19 protein-coding genes are annotated in these 14,516 nt (G+C 38.1%); 5 read left to right on the top strand and 14 right to left on the bottom strand.

Going from position 1 to position 14,516, the window contains the following annotated elements; all coding sequences use genetic code 11:
- Positions 1-145 precede the first annotated feature (145 nt).
- From GXP75_RS00245 to yneA, 3 genes are all read right to left on the bottom strand, one after another.
- Positions 146-379, bottom strand: a complete 234-nt coding sequence (locus tag GXP75_RS00245; protein ID WP_003328727.1) for a DUF896 domain-containing protein — start codon at positions 377-379, stop codon at positions 146-148.
- Positions 380-449: 70 nt separating this feature from the next.
- The gene (locus GXP75_RS00250; RefSeq protein WP_214914212.1) at positions 450-1,100 is read right to left on the bottom strand and encodes a YneB family resolvase-like protein; all 651 of its coding nucleotides are present in this window, start codon (positions 1,098-1,100) and stop codon (positions 450-452) included.
- Positions 1,101-1,119: 19 nt separating this feature from the next.
- On the bottom strand, positions 1,120-1,431 hold the full coding sequence (yneA, locus tag GXP75_RS00255) for a cell division suppressor protein YneA (RefSeq protein ID WP_061570426.1): 312 nt from the start codon (positions 1,429-1,431) through the stop codon (positions 1,120-1,122).
- A 155-nt stretch (positions 1,432-1,586) separates the two neighbouring features.
- Here yneA and lexA point away from each other — a divergent pair, with 155 nt between their 5' ends.
- From lexA to GXP75_RS00280, 5 genes are all read left to right on the top strand, one after another.
- On the top strand, positions 1,587-2,207 hold the full coding sequence (lexA, locus tag GXP75_RS00260) for a transcriptional repressor LexA (protein ID WP_242555911.1): 621 nt from the start codon (positions 1,587-1,589) through the stop codon (positions 2,205-2,207).
- Positions 2,208-3,050: 843 nt separating this feature from the next.
- Positions 3,051-3,248 carry a hypothetical protein gene (locus GXP75_RS00265; RefSeq protein ID WP_061570428.1) on the top strand — a complete coding sequence of 66 codons (198 nt, stop codon included), beginning with the start codon at positions 3,051-3,053 and terminating at the stop codon, positions 3,246-3,248.
- Positions 3,245-3,544, top strand: coding sequence for a spore coat protein (locus GXP75_RS00270; RefSeq protein ID WP_061570429.1), 300 nt, complete (start codon positions 3,245-3,247; stop codon positions 3,542-3,544). Before GXP75_RS00265 ends, GXP75_RS00270 begins: the two co-directional genes overlap by 4 nt.
- A 121-nt stretch (positions 3,545-3,665) precedes the next feature.
- A complete protein-coding gene (locus GXP75_RS00275) occupies positions 3,666-4,115 on the top strand; it encodes a YndM family protein (protein ID WP_214914220.1) in 450 nt (149 codons plus the stop codon).
- Positions 4,116-4,187: 72 nt separating this feature from the next.
- The gene (locus tag GXP75_RS00280) at positions 4,188-4,406 is read left to right on the top strand and encodes a helix-turn-helix domain-containing protein (RefSeq protein WP_106045072.1); all 219 of its coding nucleotides are present in this window, start codon (positions 4,188-4,190) and stop codon (positions 4,404-4,406) included.
- Between the two features lie 34 nt (positions 4,407-4,440).
- On the opposite strand, the gene GXP75_RS00285 is transcribed toward GXP75_RS00280, so the two are convergent.
- From GXP75_RS00285 to GXP75_RS00335, 11 genes are all read right to left on the bottom strand, one after another.
- Positions 4,441-5,274, bottom strand: coding sequence for a prohibitin family protein (locus GXP75_RS00285; protein ID WP_242555912.1), 834 nt, complete (start codon positions 5,272-5,274; stop codon positions 4,441-4,443).
- Entirely contained in the window at positions 5,267-5,407 is a 141-nt protein-coding gene (locus GXP75_RS00290; RefSeq protein ID WP_190324658.1) for a hypothetical protein, read from the bottom strand. Before GXP75_RS00290 ends, GXP75_RS00285 begins: the two co-directional genes overlap by 8 nt.
- 204 nt (positions 5,408-5,611) lie before the next feature.
- Positions 5,612-6,373: a poly-gamma-glutamate hydrolase family protein gene (locus GXP75_RS00295; protein WP_242555913.1), complete on the bottom strand. Its 762-nt coding sequence runs from the start codon at positions 6,371-6,373 to the stop codon at positions 5,612-5,614.
- A gap of 281 nt (positions 6,374-6,654) precedes the next feature.
- Positions 6,655-8,274, bottom strand: coding sequence for a YndJ family protein (locus tag GXP75_RS00300; protein WP_242556269.1), 1,620 nt, complete (start codon positions 8,272-8,274; stop codon positions 6,655-6,657).
- A complete protein-coding gene (locus GXP75_RS00305) occupies positions 8,274-8,891 on the bottom strand; it encodes a DUF4166 domain-containing protein (RefSeq protein WP_214915301.1) in 618 nt (205 codons plus the stop codon). The genes GXP75_RS00300 and GXP75_RS00305 overlap by 1 nt, the downstream gene beginning before the upstream one ends.
- 4 nt (positions 8,892-8,895) lie before the next feature.
- Positions 8,896-9,747, bottom strand: a complete 852-nt coding sequence (locus GXP75_RS00310; protein WP_242555914.1) for a hypothetical protein — start codon at positions 9,745-9,747, stop codon at positions 8,896-8,898.
- Positions 9,748-10,189: 442 nt separating this feature from the next.
- Positions 10,190-10,903: a YoaK family protein gene (locus tag GXP75_RS00315; RefSeq protein WP_242555915.1), complete on the bottom strand. Its 714-nt coding sequence runs from the start codon at positions 10,901-10,903 to the stop codon at positions 10,190-10,192.
- 55 nt (positions 10,904-10,958) lie between these two features.
- Complete coding sequence (locus GXP75_RS00320; protein WP_242555916.1) at positions 10,959-11,678, bottom strand: poly-gamma-glutamate hydrolase family protein; 720 nt, start codon at positions 11,676-11,678, stop codon at positions 10,959-10,961.
- A 470-nt stretch (positions 11,679-12,148) separates the two neighbouring features.
- Positions 12,149-12,595, bottom strand: coding sequence for a hypothetical protein (locus tag GXP75_RS00325; RefSeq protein ID WP_242555917.1), 447 nt, complete (start codon positions 12,593-12,595; stop codon positions 12,149-12,151).
- Between the two features lie 76 nt (positions 12,596-12,671).
- Positions 12,672-13,532, bottom strand: a complete 861-nt coding sequence (locus GXP75_RS00330; RefSeq protein ID WP_242555918.1) for a DUF1835 domain-containing protein — start codon at positions 13,530-13,532, stop codon at positions 12,672-12,674.
- Positions 13,533-14,322: 790 nt separating this feature from the next.
- Positions 14,323-14,511 (bottom strand): hypothetical protein, encoded by a 189-nt coding sequence (locus tag GXP75_RS00335; protein ID WP_242555919.1) that lies wholly within the window; start codon positions 14,509-14,511, stop codon positions 14,323-14,325.
- Positions 14,512-14,516: the final 5 nt, after the last annotated feature.

Below are 14,516 nucleotides of genomic sequence, written 5' to 3' on the forward strand. Positions count from 1 at the left end.
CCTCTTCATCATAAATCTCCGAAGCGTTTTTCTCAACTGTTTCAGCTTAAATTTGAGAGAAACTTGTTGAAAAATGTCGCAGACACACGCTGACGTTGTTAGTATATACCAAAAAGGAATACGATATTGACGTATTCCTTTTATATTAGTGCAGCTTGTTATTTCTTTTTTCTCTTTTTAGTTTTTCTGGTGTTACATCGTTGCCTTCAGGATCAATAATTTTAACACTTTTCAGTGTGTTTTTCATAGAGGAGCGAAATCCTTTGAGGTATTCTTCACGAAGCTTCTTCTGCTCAGCTTTTTCATCATCAGTAATAACGCCTGATTTCGCTTTTGCAGCAAGCTCATTGATTCTGGCAATTTTTTCGTTTGAAATCATGTTAAACTCCTTTATTCCATTTTGCCTTTATACTACTAAATCAGCAGAGGTTTTACAAACGTTTCACTCATTATTTGTCTGTTTCGTCCTCCATGTATTCCTGAAAACGACGGTGAACGGTTGCTTTTGATACTTCATAACCAAAACCTCTTAATGTAGCGGCTATTTCAGCGAAGGTCAGCTTATTGGCTCTCAGTCGTACAATTTCAGAAATAGGAACCTCAATTTTGTCTTTCCCGCTGTTTTCATGTTGGTTTTTAAGATTTTTTTGCGGTTTAAACCCATTTTTCACCGCACGTTTCATTCCTCTTTTGATTTTCATATTATGTATCTTCCGCTGATATTCTTCCACAATGCTGACGATCTCAAGCACCATAGAATCGGCTTCGGACAGCTCAAGTTCTCCTCTGTGCGCTGTCGTGTATATTTTTACATTTTCCCGATAAATGCAATGAAGAAGGGCGATTTTTGCATTTCCTCTGCCAAGCCTAGTCTCATCTTGAACGAGAATCGCATCAATTTGGGACTTCTTTAATTCATCAAGCATCTCAAACACACCGTCCCGGTCCATTTCATATCCGCTGGCTTTTTCGGATATAACCTTAACGACTTCCATGCCATTTTCGGATGCTATCGCTGCAAGCTCCTCCTCCTGCCGCTTTAATGAGGTTTGCTGCTGTTCTTTGTTTGTACTAACGCGGGCATAAATGAGCGCCTTCATTTCTTGCTATCTTTCCTCTCTATTTAACAGTTGCCAATTGATATGCAGCAGGATGTTCCTTTTTTAAGGGAAGCATTAATACATCTCCCGCCTGTATATCAGAAGTCTGAAGATTATTTTCCTCCGTAACCCATTCAATAAAATCCTTTTTGTTTATCTTTTCCGTATCAGACACCTGATCAGCCAACGACCAAAGCGTATCTCCCGATTGGACTTCTATTTTAACATATTGATTTTGCTCTTGATCATTGTTTGTAAATGATAAAAGAAGAATAACAGCACTTAAAACTCCCGTAAACAGGCCGACAAAAATAATAAATTCTTTAATCATAAAAACAACCTCCGATAAGAATGTTTGTTCGCTTTTTTATAACTCAAGTATATACGAACAAACGTTTCTGTCAATTGTTTTTTTCGAACCTATGTTTGTACTGTAAGGAAAATCATGCTATAATCTACTTAAAATCGACGTTAGAGGTGCGAAAAATGACGAAGCTATCAAAAAGGCAACTTGATATCCTCCGTTTTATAAAAGCAGAGGTAAAAACAAAAGGATATCCGCCTTCTGTAAGGGAGATTGGGGAGGCTGTAGGCCTTGCGTCCAGTTCGACTGTCCACGGGCATTTGGCTCGTTTAGAGACAAAGGGGCTGATCAGGCGTGATCCGACAAAACCAAGAGCGATAGAAATACTAGATGAAGAAGAAGTGCAAATTCCGAAAAACCAAGTTGTTAATGTGCCTGTTATCGGAAAAGTAACGGCAGGAAGCCCCATTACAGCAGTAGAGAATATTGAGGAGTATTTCCCGCTGCCTGATCGGATGGTTCCGCCGGACGAGCACGTGTTTATGCTGGAGATTATGGGTGAAAGTATGATTGATGCCGGAATTCTCGACAAAGATTACGTTATTGTAAAGCAGCAAAGCACTGCCAACAACGGAGAGATCGTTGTCGCCATGACGGAGGACGATGAAGCTACAGTCAAACGCTTCTATAAAGAGGATACTCATGTGCGGCTGCAGCCGGAAAATCCAACAATGGAGCCGATTATTTTACAGAATGTCAGTATACTAGGAAAAGTAATCGGTGTATTCAGAACCTTTCATTAGAAACTTTTAAACTGCCGAACTTCGTTTCGGCAGTTTTTTTCATAGATAAAACCCCCTTTTTTATATAAAGGAGGTTTTATTTATAGCAAAACAAAAAAAGCAGGTTCGCCCTGGCTTAGAAACGAACCTGAAAAGGAGGAAAAAATTACATCATGTTTACACCCATTATTATCCTACATTTTTAAGTTGAAGTCAACAAATTATTTTTCCTCAAGGAAACTTTTTCTGGATTTCTGGTGTCTCTCTGCCGAGAAATAAATCCGGACAGTTGAGAACAAGCTCCATCCTAAGTGTAAGTAATCACTTAGTAAATATGTTTGTTAGGCATTCATAATCAGCCTTGTTAATAAGTAGTCGAATTTATTCCTCATTTGTTTCATGTTTTCGTTCGTGAGAAGTGACAAGTAAGATGATATTTTGGGGCGGGATATAATAAATAAATTGAAAATTTAGTACATAGTTTAATTAGTTCTTCTTGTGTTTATTCAATGTAATAAACTTACATATCATAGAACTGGTGAGCGTAAAATCAAACCAGTCTCCGATATCTCCTCAAATTATGCCTGCTGCAGCTTTACGATAATTGTTTCGGCACTTGCACTGCTGAAAGTAAACAGTGAATGATCTTCTTTGATATTCGCTGTCACCTCCCACTTTCCCCATCTGCCTAATGAACTACGTGCACTCAGTTTCGGTTAACCTGATACATATCACCAATAGCTGCTTCTTCTGATAATAATCCTTCTCTCTTCAAAAATAATGCATTCCACAAAGTTCCTGTTTTAAGCAGCACCCCATTGCTCAAAATAATATTGATTGTCTAACTAGAAAGGAATGACTTATATGAATGGGTTTCATGAGACTTTAGATCTTCATGAATTGCTTGTATTTAAAAACCTTTGTTTGACTAAGTCTTCAACGATGACCGGTTTAGTGCAGGATCAAGAATTAAGAGACATTTTAGAACAGGATGCGTTAAAAACAAGACGGCAGGTTGAGCGTTTGCAAAGCTTACTGGCTGAGCGAGGTGAACAAATATGAATGAATTTTTTCAAAAACTTGCCGGAATGGGCAGTATGACAGAACAGGTCATTGCCACTGATTTTTTAATTTCTGCAAAATCTGGTATTAAAGATATCGCAATAGCCATTACCGAGACGGCGTCTCCGGAAGTGAGAGATACATTACATGAGTATTTACATGATGCTATTGATACACATGAACAAATTTTCAATTACATGGTTGCAAAGGGCTTTTATCACCCCAGAAATTTATCCGAACAGATAAACGTTGATATTCAGGCTGCTGAAACAGCTAAAGACTTGCCTCAAATTTAAATTCGGATGCTCTCTTCATTCAAGCTGCTGAGATTTTCTCGACAGTTTTTCTATTCATTTGGATATAAAAAAGTGAAAAAATAAGTTTGTGCTTTCATTAAATAATCAGTAAGGTGGTAAAATGAAACATATAATTGCACTCGCATCAAAAATCGCTTTGACCCTTTCCCTTTTATATGTCATTTTGGACAGAATCTATCATGTATCCTTTTTAAGTGTATTATTCATCACATTTGTTTTAGGGCTGATCTCTTATCTTACAGGGGATATGCTAATATTGCCGAGGACTAGCAATTTTATTGCCACAGCCGCTGATTTTGGGTTGTCGTTAATTATCCTCTGGGTATTTCTCATCAATCGCACCGGCGGAGATTTTTCTCCATTTTTTGCGGCTCTAATCGCCTCACTTGGTGTAGGCGTATTTGAATACTTTTTTCATCGATATTTGCTGGCTAATGTGTTGAATGAAGATTACCGTGACCAACTTGCTTCAAGAGACAGCCGATTGCAATATCAAACCGAAGTGTCAGACGAGTTATCTCCAGATCTGCCTAATAAACATAAGGAGTAAATCTCTATCACGTGAGCCTTATATTTTATCTTGGGCATGTATGCTACAATATGTCTAAAAAGGGGTTCACAAATGCCTGTTTATAGAGTGCTCAAATGCAGATTAGGAGATGTTCTGAAGGAATACGACATGACCATTTCTGACATTGCTGAAAAAACCAACCTCAGTGAAAGACGACTGAACGATTATGTAGATGGAATCAAGACAACTATGACAATGAATGTTGCTATGACGGTTGCAAAAACAATCGGCTGCCATATTGAAGATCTTTTTGTTTGGGAAGATTCTTAAAACACAAAAAGGAGGCCGAAAACGCCTCCTTTTCTTATTTGCTTTCTTCTTCGTCATCCAATGGCAGCTGAAGCAATGAATCAGTGCCTGTCGCTTTTGGTGTTTTACCATCCCATTTTTCAATCCATTTGTATTTAATCATTTCATCTGACATCGATTTCTTGATAATTTGGTTATAATCAGCGATTCCTTCAGCTTCGATCTTTTTCTTTTTGGCTTCTGCTTCAGCAATTTTGATTTCCGTTTGTGTTCTTTCCAGTTCTTGTGAAGATTTCACACGTGCGTCAATGGCTTCTTGTGTTGCTTTATCAGGTTTAGGAACACCTAACGTCAAATCATCGATAAGGAAGCCCAGATCCTTCATATCATCAGCAAATGTTTTTTGAACTTCTGAAGCGGCCTCAGATGATTTCTGACCGTATGTATCAATTACGGAGTATTTAGAAATGGATTTTCTAGCGGCATCCCACAGTCTTGTTTTGAGGTATGTATTTTCAATTGTCTCAATGTCAACCGCTCCAAACTTGTTGAACAGTTCCACCACCTTATCAGGCTGCACAACATAGTTGTAGGCAATATCCATAGAAATGTTTTTACCGTCAGAGGTTGCTACTTTAATATCTTCATTGTCTACTGTCTGCATACGCACCGGATATTCAGTAACTTTATTAAACAGCCCGACTAAATGCCAGCCCTGATCAAGCGTTTCTGATTTCACCCCGCCATTCGGTGAGTAAACAACGCCGACATAGCCGTTTGGAATCTTTTCAATAAATAATGAGGCTGTAATCCCTCCAAGGATCAACGCTGCGCCTACAATAACTCCGCCTATAATCTTTTTTGTGCTGTTTTTTTTATTTTCATTCATTACGATCTTCCTTCCATGATTTTTTAAACTTGCTTGCTCCGCTTCCCACCTTTTTAAAGAATGGGCTTAACATAAGCCATAAACCGAATCCAATGATGACCAGAAGAATAATGGAACCAATTATGACCTTCATATAATTTCACCTCTCTTGCAGCTTTATCATTTGACAGCAAAACAACTTACTCTGTTTAATATACGATCGTATGACCTTAAAGTTTCATAAATTAAATCATAACTTTATATTTTTATCATTTATATGTATCAAAACCCAATCGAACTCGAAAAAATAGAAATCATCGAGTCGCTTGGGTTTTATTTTTATACAATTGAAGCCGGCTTAGTATTGTGCGTTAATAAAATCTGAAATAGTTTCGGTGAACTTATAAAACGTTTGATTTTGCGTGCTGGATCTGCTTTTTAATGAGAACGTTTCAAACATAGATTTCCTAAACCCCATGCTCAATTCCAGCTGGATACTCAACCCTGATATTGATTTATTCGCTATATTGTCCGGGCTGACTCCCGCGTACTTATCTTGCGCACTCAGCAATTCCGCCGGAAATCCTGCTTTATGAAGCGTTTCCACCAGCAATGCGGCTCTGTTTCGATCAGTGCCGCCTACTTTGATATTTTTTTCATCAGCAGAGTAACCGTGTAAAGATATAACACTCATGTGTCCTCTGACCATAGTAAGCGAGGCAGGTTCATCAAAATGAGTGCTTGTGATGTGCAAAACGGAATTGCCGGAGGACATCAACCCTTCAAACAAATACATGGAATGATGTTTGCTAAGTTCTCTTGCTAATTCACTTGTACCACCTTCAATCCCGCCTCCGTGTATGGCTAATACTAAGACGCTGTTATTTCTTTCCTGTATTGATATGCCATAATCAGATGGACTTGTATTGTTTTTTAATTCTTCAAAGTTTGCGTATTCATCCTCAGCTGCCGATATGACGGAAAGCGGAAATATGATCATCGCAAACAATGAAATATTTACCAATAGATAAGTTGATGTGAAATACTTTACTATGTTACAATCAACATGCTTCAAGCAATGGAGCATACGGTGGAGTAGGGTTACTTTGGCCGGTTTCATCTACTCCGCCACTAATCCCGAATGAACATTATGAATAATTCGCCGAGAATTTATCATGAATCAATCTCTTCTCCTTTGTTAAATTTTTGTTAAATTCACAATATTATATACTTTCTGCCCGAACATCGTTCTTACATTTGTAATATTTTAATGGTCTTTACTCCGCGCCATTGTTACTTCAAACAGAATTCCACTTATGATTTAGTCCTTTTTTCCTGCACAGAAAAAAACAGATGCCCTGGCCGGTAAATGGTCAAGTGCATCTGTTTTTTTGATTTTTATCACTTTTTTTCAATTTCGTATTGGACAAACAAAAATTTAATGCCAAATATCCACATATGGTGAGTAGCCGTCAAGCGGTTTAGACCTTTTGCTTCTATATAGAAGGTTTCCGATAAGGGCAATGGGATCGTTCCGCATGCAGTATGGAGATAGATCCCCTCATCTCCTGCTCCGTTTCTCCTTCGTTTACTAGTCAGTGTCATTCCGCCACTATGATGATAAGGCTTTAAAATACCAGTCATGTTTGAAAAAGGCAACGGAAGTGAGATATTCATATAGCCTGTCCCGTTGGATTTATGCAGCGAATATAGTGCTGTGAAAATCGTTTCATCTTTTTCATTTGTTCTGATCCAGGCACGAACCTTTTCTCTGCCGTCCTTTTGAGAATCCACACCCGTTATTTCACTATGCATCATATACCAGTCAGGATTCGTTGAAAGATGAATCTGGCCGGTTCTTTTGCTGATGCCGTTGTAAATGAAAGCAAACGGTTTAAACCAAGTAACCCATGTCACTTTTGCTTTTAACCGAAAATTGTTTGTCTGTTCATAAAAATCCTTGATCAATGGCGACAGATTTTCAGTTGGAAAATCTTTTGATTCCAAGTTTTTCATATTCTCAACAAGCCCTGAATACGAGTATGACGTTTCCAAATCATTCCTTTTCAAAAAGCCTTTTCCTATCTTCCATTTTCCATAAATACGGCTGAATGGTTTTTCGCAGCTATTATCTGTCGGCTGCGGATTTTCAAGCCTCCACCCACACAACGCCGGGATGATCACACCAACGGCATTGGAAAAACCATGAATCCAAATCATTTGGCTGATGGAAAGGGTTACTTTCTCCTGAAATACGCCAAAAGAATAGATGAGAGAGAAGAGGATCGTAATCATTAATACAATTGCGGAAATCGCAACAAGTATTTTTGCAAGTTTACGATGAAAGGGTGTATGAAACACCAAGTAACCATTCACATACAAAGCGATCATATATAATGAGACCGCAATGAAATCAAGGGTTTTCGAGAAAGAAATCCCGGCTGCTATAAGCATAGGCGATAGTAAAATCGTCCATGTGACCCAAAGATAAAGTCTCCGTTTCACTCTTATCATTCTCCCTAGTAAGCCGTTAAAGATTGGGATCAGAAAAGCTGAATAATGAAAATGCACCGCTGTCAGCAAAATAATGAGACGGCTAAAATTCATGATATTCATATTTGACGTATAAGCAAAAAACCAAAAACCGCCCATAAACAAATAAATAAGACCCAGATAAATGGATGTCTCTTCAATTCTATGTATTTTTGTTTTCCGAAGCCGAATCACTCCGTATGCTGCCAGTAAAGACGTATAGGCCCACCATATCAGCGCAAACAATACAGCATCAGTTAAAAATGCTAAAGAAGCCGAAACGGCAGCAATCGGGAAAAACCGCATAAGTGTCTTTTCCAAAATAATAACTAGACGATCAGCCGTTTGATAAAACACAAATGGAAAAATGTTTGGAACGAAAAAAAGAACAGAAAGTAAAACAAGGGCTTCCGCGACAGATACATCCGGCGTTTCAATAAAGAAAAACACAAGAAAACAAAAAGTGCTTACAGACATATTTAATTTCATCATTCAACTGTCCCGGCTTCCTGAAATGATCCTTTGTAATAGAAAAGAGTTCCGAGAATATCATTTTCCACGTGTACTTCTATAGTGAAACAGGCGTTTTCATCATGATAGGACTCATAAACAGTTGACTTTCCGCGAAGCCACTTAGGGATAGGGATTTTCTTGCCGAAAATTAAAAACCATTGCTGTCCTGACGTTATTTTAAGCGCTCCGTTTTGTTCCGCTTCAAAGGATAAAACAGAAAGCAGGAGATGGGGTTTTCCGAAATAATCAAGAATTCTTTTTTCTTTTTCATCGCGGATCATGACAGCGTCAAAAAATCGTTTTTTTCCGCTAAAGAAAAAAGTACGATTCCACTGCACAGCTATCTCATGCTGCTCTGTGCTGAATGTTTTATTCTCAATGATAAAAGGAACATCCTTTCCTCTTTCCGAAAAAAAACAGCGAAAGAGAACCCCAAACTTTAAAAGCCCCCTGGCAATAAAGGAACCGCCGCTTATTTCAGACATAACCCCTTTTGCCCGGAACGTGTGTGTAAGGTCTAACTGATATCGTTTTCGAAGCTTGGGGTGCAGCAAATGACTATTCACAATATGATGTTCATAAATGGAGACCACAATTTCACTTCTTTCTTTTTCGTTTTGTATGAAAGGCGCTTGGAAGTTGAAGGGAGCAAGCATAGCCGACTGAGGACAGCACAAAAAAGAATATGTAACAAAAGAAAGAAAACAATTCTCCCGATTGGTAAAAGCACAGTAACGCCAGAATAAGCATTTGCACACTATACAGGATACTTTTCCTGCGTAAAGGCAGCAAAAATAAGATGCCAATTCCTGCTTCAAGCCAGCCCGCAAGCCATTCAGCCTGAATACTCTTTAACAAATTGATTGTTTCGGGAAAGGGATCGTTTATTCCGTGGAAAATCCAGCCAAAAGAGAAAAACAAACTGATGATACTATATACCATTGTTCTGCGAATCAATTGTTTTGGATGCTTCTTTTTTTCAAGCCATAGTCTTAAAGCATCAAAGCTCCAAGCGGTTGCCCAGCCAAGGAACGGCCGGAATATAAACCGGTCTATGCATCGCCCGAATGAACCGTAAGACGTTTCATATTGGTATTCAGTGATAAACGTGACGTGACGATTATCTATTTGTTTGTACTTCCAGTACCCTCTTCCCTTCTTTATAAGAGATAATGGGTGGCCGGAATAAAACGCTAAGGAGGATGCTCTTTCGGAAGAATTTTTATGAATGCTTCCTGCGGATTCTCCGGTACCTGTTATCTTCAAACCGAACCCGATCCTAGTTTCATATAAAAATGCCTGCGGTTCGTTTTCTTTTTTATGAAGATAAGTAATATCTGAAAAACGAAGATCCCATTCTTTATGAAGCGATGGATTTTGCGTGTACTCCCAAAGCCGTTCAACGTCAGATTCAATTTGTATTTCAACATAAATGGGAGCTTGCTTCATTCGTCTCGCCCCCTTTCTAGTAATTTGCCCGCATGTTTAGAATACCATTTTTCCAGATTGTAAAAAATGGGTTTTTTCTTTTCTTTCACATCTGAATATGACAATATGTCAAAGGATTATCACGATAGATGTCAAATTCTTATACTATAGGAAGATGTCAGGAATGCTCAATGAACGGAGGTCGTTGAATTGGAAGCCATCATTATAATAGGAAGTTCATTACTGATCGTACTAGCTGTCGCGATATCTACTGTTTTCAGAAAACGCAAGCGCCAAAAACATTAACCCCAATGAACTCTTACCAAAGAGGGCTTGTGCAGAAGAATTGCTCCTTTGTTTTCCACTCCGAATTCAAGAATAGTTTTGTCCTCTTCTTTGCAGGTATTCACAAAGGCCCGGCAGAGTTTACTAAGAAAGCTGACGTTCAAGCCGCCAGCTTTCTTCAATCTTTTTCCAAAGCATTGTGAAACATAGTCACAGCAAAGATAATAATTCCGATGATAATGGCAATTGGAAGCCAAATGATTGCAAATTGATAAGAGGGTTCGGCAAGGGCTGCGATGACGGCACCAGAGCAATATAAAACGAGTGCTGCGGCGCGTAACAAAGCATCTGTTGTGAAGCCTTTCTTTTTGCCTCCGCAGAAAAAGCGCGCGGTGAAATCTTCAAAAAAGGTAGCGAGCGTTCCGGTTAACACAGTTGTTGAAATGCCTGCTATACCCAGTTTTCTTGCAGCAGTTGTCTGAAGCCCCATTGCAATGCTCAGCAGGATAATAAAAAGGTACGGAAAACCGGCAGATACTGCAAAATAAGAAAGGAGTGCAAATAGAAGCAAAACGGCTCCCTCCACTGCAAGTACTGTTGTAACAGCAGGAGGCCAAAACGTTTTTTCTTTGTTTGTGACAATAGCCGACGCAAGGATTACCCCCGTAATAAAACCGATCAAGGCCGTAAGCGAATTCAGTATTGCCGTTTGAAAAGAGTTGCCGATAGCTAAGCCTAAAAGAATGATATTCCCCGTCATGTTAGCCGTAAATACGTGATCCAAACTTAGATAACCAATTACATCCACTATGCCTGCTGTCAGACAAAGAAGTAATATCATAATGTTTCGATAAATAGCATCTGTCAAATACGATTCAATCCCTTCCGGCATATTCTAACTGGTAAGTTTACAATTGCTTTTCAAGCGTGTCCAGTTCTGCTGCTTTTTAGTAATTTTCCACAATAAAATCTGATAATGACTCAGTGAACTGATAAAATGTCTTGTTCTTAGAATGCTCCCGGCCATCAAGAGTAAAATGATCAAACATGGATTCACGAAGCGCCAAACTGATTTCAATCTGAATACTCTTGCCTGACTTATTGCGGTTAGCGATATTATCCGCTTCATGACCTCCAAAACAATGATTGCGAGAAATCGCTTCTGCAGAAAACCTCCTTTTGTTAAAAAGTTCAACCAGTTTTACGGCTCTTTTTTCATCTGTTCCGCCAATCAAAATGTGCTGTTTGGCATCCGCATATCCATGTAAGGAAATAACATTGTCATGTTTGGCTGCCATTTTTACAGCGGCAGGTTCATCAAAGTTTTCACTTGTAACATGGTGATTCTCGTTGCAATCATTTTTTAGGCCTTCAAATAGAATGACAGAATATTTTTTGCTTAATTCCCTTGCCAACTCACTAGTGCCCCCTTCTATTCCGCAACCGTGAGGAGCCAAAATTAAAATATTGGAGTCTGCTGATCTTGTATAAATATTATAATGATCAGGACTTTCATGTTCCTTCAAATCTTCAAAGTTGCAATACATATCCGTGGAAAAAGCATATACCATCGTTGGAAAAAAACCAGTGAGATACACAAGCAGCCCAAGCAAGAAACAAAAAAGTTTTATTGTACTTCTCATGTTGATCCTTTCCTTGTTAGACATAAACTGACTCTCTCTTCTTTTTTGATTGTTATCAATTATTTTAGTTCAAACTTTTCATTTATCCATACTGCAAAAGCAACAAAAATTGATAAAGGCAGGTCTGCCTAACGGAATGAACCAATATAAAAAGAAAACGTGAGGAAATCACCCTTTCTGATCTTGCATGTTTTAAAGTTTTGTTTCTATTTCCTTGAGTCTTTTTCCCCCCGTCCTTTAAGCATTGATATTCAGAACACAGCCTAAAAACTTATAGGTTCAAAAGATCTTTAATTTACTTCAAATTCCTTACTTCATTTCCTTGTTCCCAATCTTTACGTAAGATACCCATACGGACGGCATCTCAATATTCACCATTATAGTATCTTACTTTTTTATTCAAGCTTCCTTTGTTACCCTCTTTTCACGGCATTAGGTTTCTTTTTCTACATCCGAAAAATTGGTCAAGGCTCGTGATCGCCTTGACCTTCGTTTTAATCAAAAGAATAATCGTCTGGTTCGTCATGCTCAAATCCGTATACTCCCTTAATCTTTACATCTCCGCAGCCAGGTTTTTTGGTGATTTCTAAGTAGTGGTTTCTATTCGGTGTACCGCTTACCATGTCTCTTGCACTGAAATCAAAGTGATTTCCTTTGAATTCTTTCTCACTTAATGTAACTCTGTAACCGTCAAGCGTAATCCTCTGCAGCTTGATATTGAGAGTACATCCTACTGCATCGAATATCGTGAATCTGTAGCCGAGCCTGGTCGGATAATAATTTGAGTTAGTATCGTCTGCCATGAAGAAACCTTTTACATCTTCAGACATAGTAAAACTCACTTTTTCTTCATCACGTGTGATCTTTGCATATACTTGCTGCACACTCATATTCCAGGCTAATAACAAGGTCAATGCTACAACAATAATCAACCTCTTCATTCACACCCCTCCTTTTTCCATATAATACTATATTTAGAACCAAGAGAATATGAATACTTCTAGAATTTACTACATTTCATCTATTCTGCCTTGCAAGTTTTATGCTATAGTATCTCATCGCTCTCGATGAGCCTTCCATTTCAAACGTACCGTTTTTTATTAAATGTCTTACTCGGTATTCAATAAATTGGTCGCCTAGATATTGTTCTAAATGTCCTAGCACCTCTCCAACTAACCTTACAGATTTTATAAATTCTTTTCCTCCCAGCTTATCGTGTAATTTTTGCGCCATTTTTATAATGAAAGAGTCATAATGATCTTCTGTAACACTATGTATTTTATCTGTCCATAAACGCAGCTTGTCTTGTGATTCTGATAGTGTTTCCCATTCTTTCGCTAAACTTTTTTTCATTTCAAGTGAAATAGGCTTGGTTAGTTTATACTTCTTGTAAAGGATTCCGAATTTCTCTGGAGAAATTTCACCCGAGCAGAGAGGAGTATAATTACAGTCGGGTCTTTGAAATTGTTCTTGATAAGCTTGATTCGTATTGATTAACACAATGTCATTTTTCTTGTCTTTTAATAAAAACAGAGCCAACCTTAGTCCTGTTTGTTCGTGGGAATTCTCCCCTGTCCAAATCATTAAAGGAATGTATTCTGGCGCCTGAGTGAGGGCAATCAAAGCTTCCGTAAAGTCGTGTATATAATCGCGATTAAAATAATCATCATAAGAACTAAAATGTGATCGCAACCAATTTTTCCTTTCTTCAAGACCTTCCTTTTCATGCAAACGCTTTATGAGACCTACAGAAAAAATGTCAGAAAAACAGATCACCTTCTCCTTATCTTCTTTTCCCAACTTTTTGAGAGCAAACTTTAAAGAACCGGCAATCGACATGCCGAAAACGATGTGAATGATTTTCTCTTTATTAATCATACATCCCCCTCAAAATTAAAATTTCTGAATGTTGACTGAATAACCGCGAAGGATCATCAAAGTATTTCTTGTTACCATTACTCTCTCCTTGTCTACTTACTCAAGCGTTAAACTCCATTGTGGATTCATTTTTACTAGTTTCATGGCTTATTGTTCGGTTGGTTTATTTCTTTTATGAATGATAAAGCAAATAATTTGACTGAATAGCCCAATCAGAAATAGAAAGGCAAACCACCAGTAGTACTGGTTTACAAATTCAACACCGACATGTCTAGAAAATAGACATATACACATTAACATCGTAAAAATGGATAAAAATTTTCTCATTTTTATCTTCCTCTCTGACAAAGTTTAATTGAATTGTGCCGCTGATAGTCCTGCTATTACAAATCTATACAATACACTGGCCATTTTTTATATAACCTAGGGACTCCTTTGGCTTGATAAGCTTTAACAACTCTATATCTGAAATATAAAAACAATATAATAGAAATCAAGAGTCATTTGCCCAACACCGTTTCCCCTCCTTTACTCTGTACCTCTTCTACGGATAACAATATAAAAAGGTTTCATCCGGTAATGAATCTGGGTAGCTGGAGTTAACTTGGATAGGTTGCCGCCTAGCAGGTTAGCTAATAATTAGATATGACAATTCAGCAAAAAAAGCATTTGAAGAACGAGTCAACCAAATGCTTTTTTTCTTACCTTCAGATATCAATCGCGAAAAGACAAAAACAAAATTAAAATCAATTTCTAGAGATAAAAGAGACACACCATTAGGATAACTCCCCTAATACTTCAACTCAAAATCTTCTACTTCATCAGATACTTCAATAGGTATTCCCATGATCGTTTTAGGCTTCGGGATGTCAATAAAAATTGTTTCAGCTGCCAATTGATGAAGAACAGTTTCGCTTACTAGAATTTTCTCCGGCTTTCCCGGACAGTTATCAATTGCCGCTTTTATTCGGCCAATCATTCAAA

Source organism: Bacillus sp. HU-1818, from assembly GCF_022695965.1.
Taxonomy (GTDB): Bacteria; Bacillota; Bacilli; order Bacillales; family Bacillaceae; genus Bacillus; species Bacillus atrophaeus.

Bases quoted from the DNA above. Each gene is read 5' to 3' on its own strand.
- GXP75_RS00290 (WP_190324658.1), bottom strand. From the start codon at position 5,407: ATGAAGGTCATAATTGGTTCCATTATTCTTCTGGTCATCATTGGATTC.
- GXP75_RS00330 (WP_242555918.1), bottom strand. From the start codon at position 13,532: ATGATTAATAAAGAGAAAATCATTCACATCGTTTTCGGCATGTCGATT.
- GXP75_RS00265 (WP_061570428.1), top strand. From the start codon at position 3,051: ATGAATGGGTTTCATGAGACTTTAGATCTTCATGAATTGCTTGTATTT.
- GXP75_RS00295 (WP_242555913.1), bottom strand. From the start codon at position 6,373: ATGAAACCGGCCAAAGTAACCCTACTCCACCGTATGCTCCATTGCTTG.
- GXP75_RS00300 (WP_242556269.1), bottom strand. From the start codon at position 8,274: ATGAAATTAAATATGTCTGTAAGCACTTTTTGTTTTCTTGTGTTTTTC.
- GXP75_RS00320 (WP_242555916.1), bottom strand. From the start codon at position 11,678: ATGTCTAACAAGGAAAGGATCAACATGAGAAGTACAATAAAACTTTTT.
- GXP75_RS00250 (WP_214914212.1), bottom strand. From the start codon at position 1,100: ATGAAGGCGCTCATTTATGCCCGCGTTAGTACAAACAAAGAACAGCAG.
- GXP75_RS00325 (WP_242555917.1), bottom strand. From the start codon at position 12,595: ATGAAGAGGTTGATTATTGTTGTAGCATTGACCTTGTTATTAGCCTGG.
- GXP75_RS00245 (WP_003328727.1), bottom strand. From the start codon at position 379: ATGATTTCAAACGAAAAAATTGCCAGAATCAATGAGCTTGCTGCAAAA.
- yneA (WP_061570426.1), bottom strand. From the start codon at position 1,431: ATGATTAAAGAATTTATTATTTTTGTCGGCCTGTTTACGGGAGTTTTA.
- lexA (WP_242555911.1), top strand. From the start codon at position 1,587: ATGACGAAGCTATCAAAAAGGCAACTTGATATCCTCCGTTTTATAAAA.
- GXP75_RS00285 (WP_242555912.1), bottom strand. From the start codon at position 5,274: ATGAATGAAAATAAAAAAAACAGCACAAAAAAGATTATAGGCGGAGTT.
- GXP75_RS00310 (WP_242555914.1), bottom strand. From the start codon at position 9,747: ATGAAGCAAGCTCCCATTTATGTTGAAATACAAATTGAATCTGACGTT.
- GXP75_RS00280 (WP_106045072.1), top strand. From the start codon at position 4,188: ATGCCTGTTTATAGAGTGCTCAAATGCAGATTAGGAGATGTTCTGAAG.
- GXP75_RS00270 (WP_061570429.1), top strand. From the start codon at position 3,245: ATGAATGAATTTTTTCAAAAACTTGCCGGAATGGGCAGTATGACAGAA.
- GXP75_RS00275 (WP_214914220.1), top strand. From the start codon at position 3,666: ATGAAACATATAATTGCACTCGCATCAAAAATCGCTTTGACCCTTTCC.
- GXP75_RS00335 (WP_242555919.1), bottom strand. From the start codon at position 14,511: ATGATTGGCCGAATAAAAGCGGCAATTGATAACTGTCCGGGAAAGCCG.
- GXP75_RS00315 (WP_242555915.1), bottom strand. From the start codon at position 10,903: ATGCCGGAAGGGATTGAATCGTATTTGACAGATGCTATTTATCGAAAC.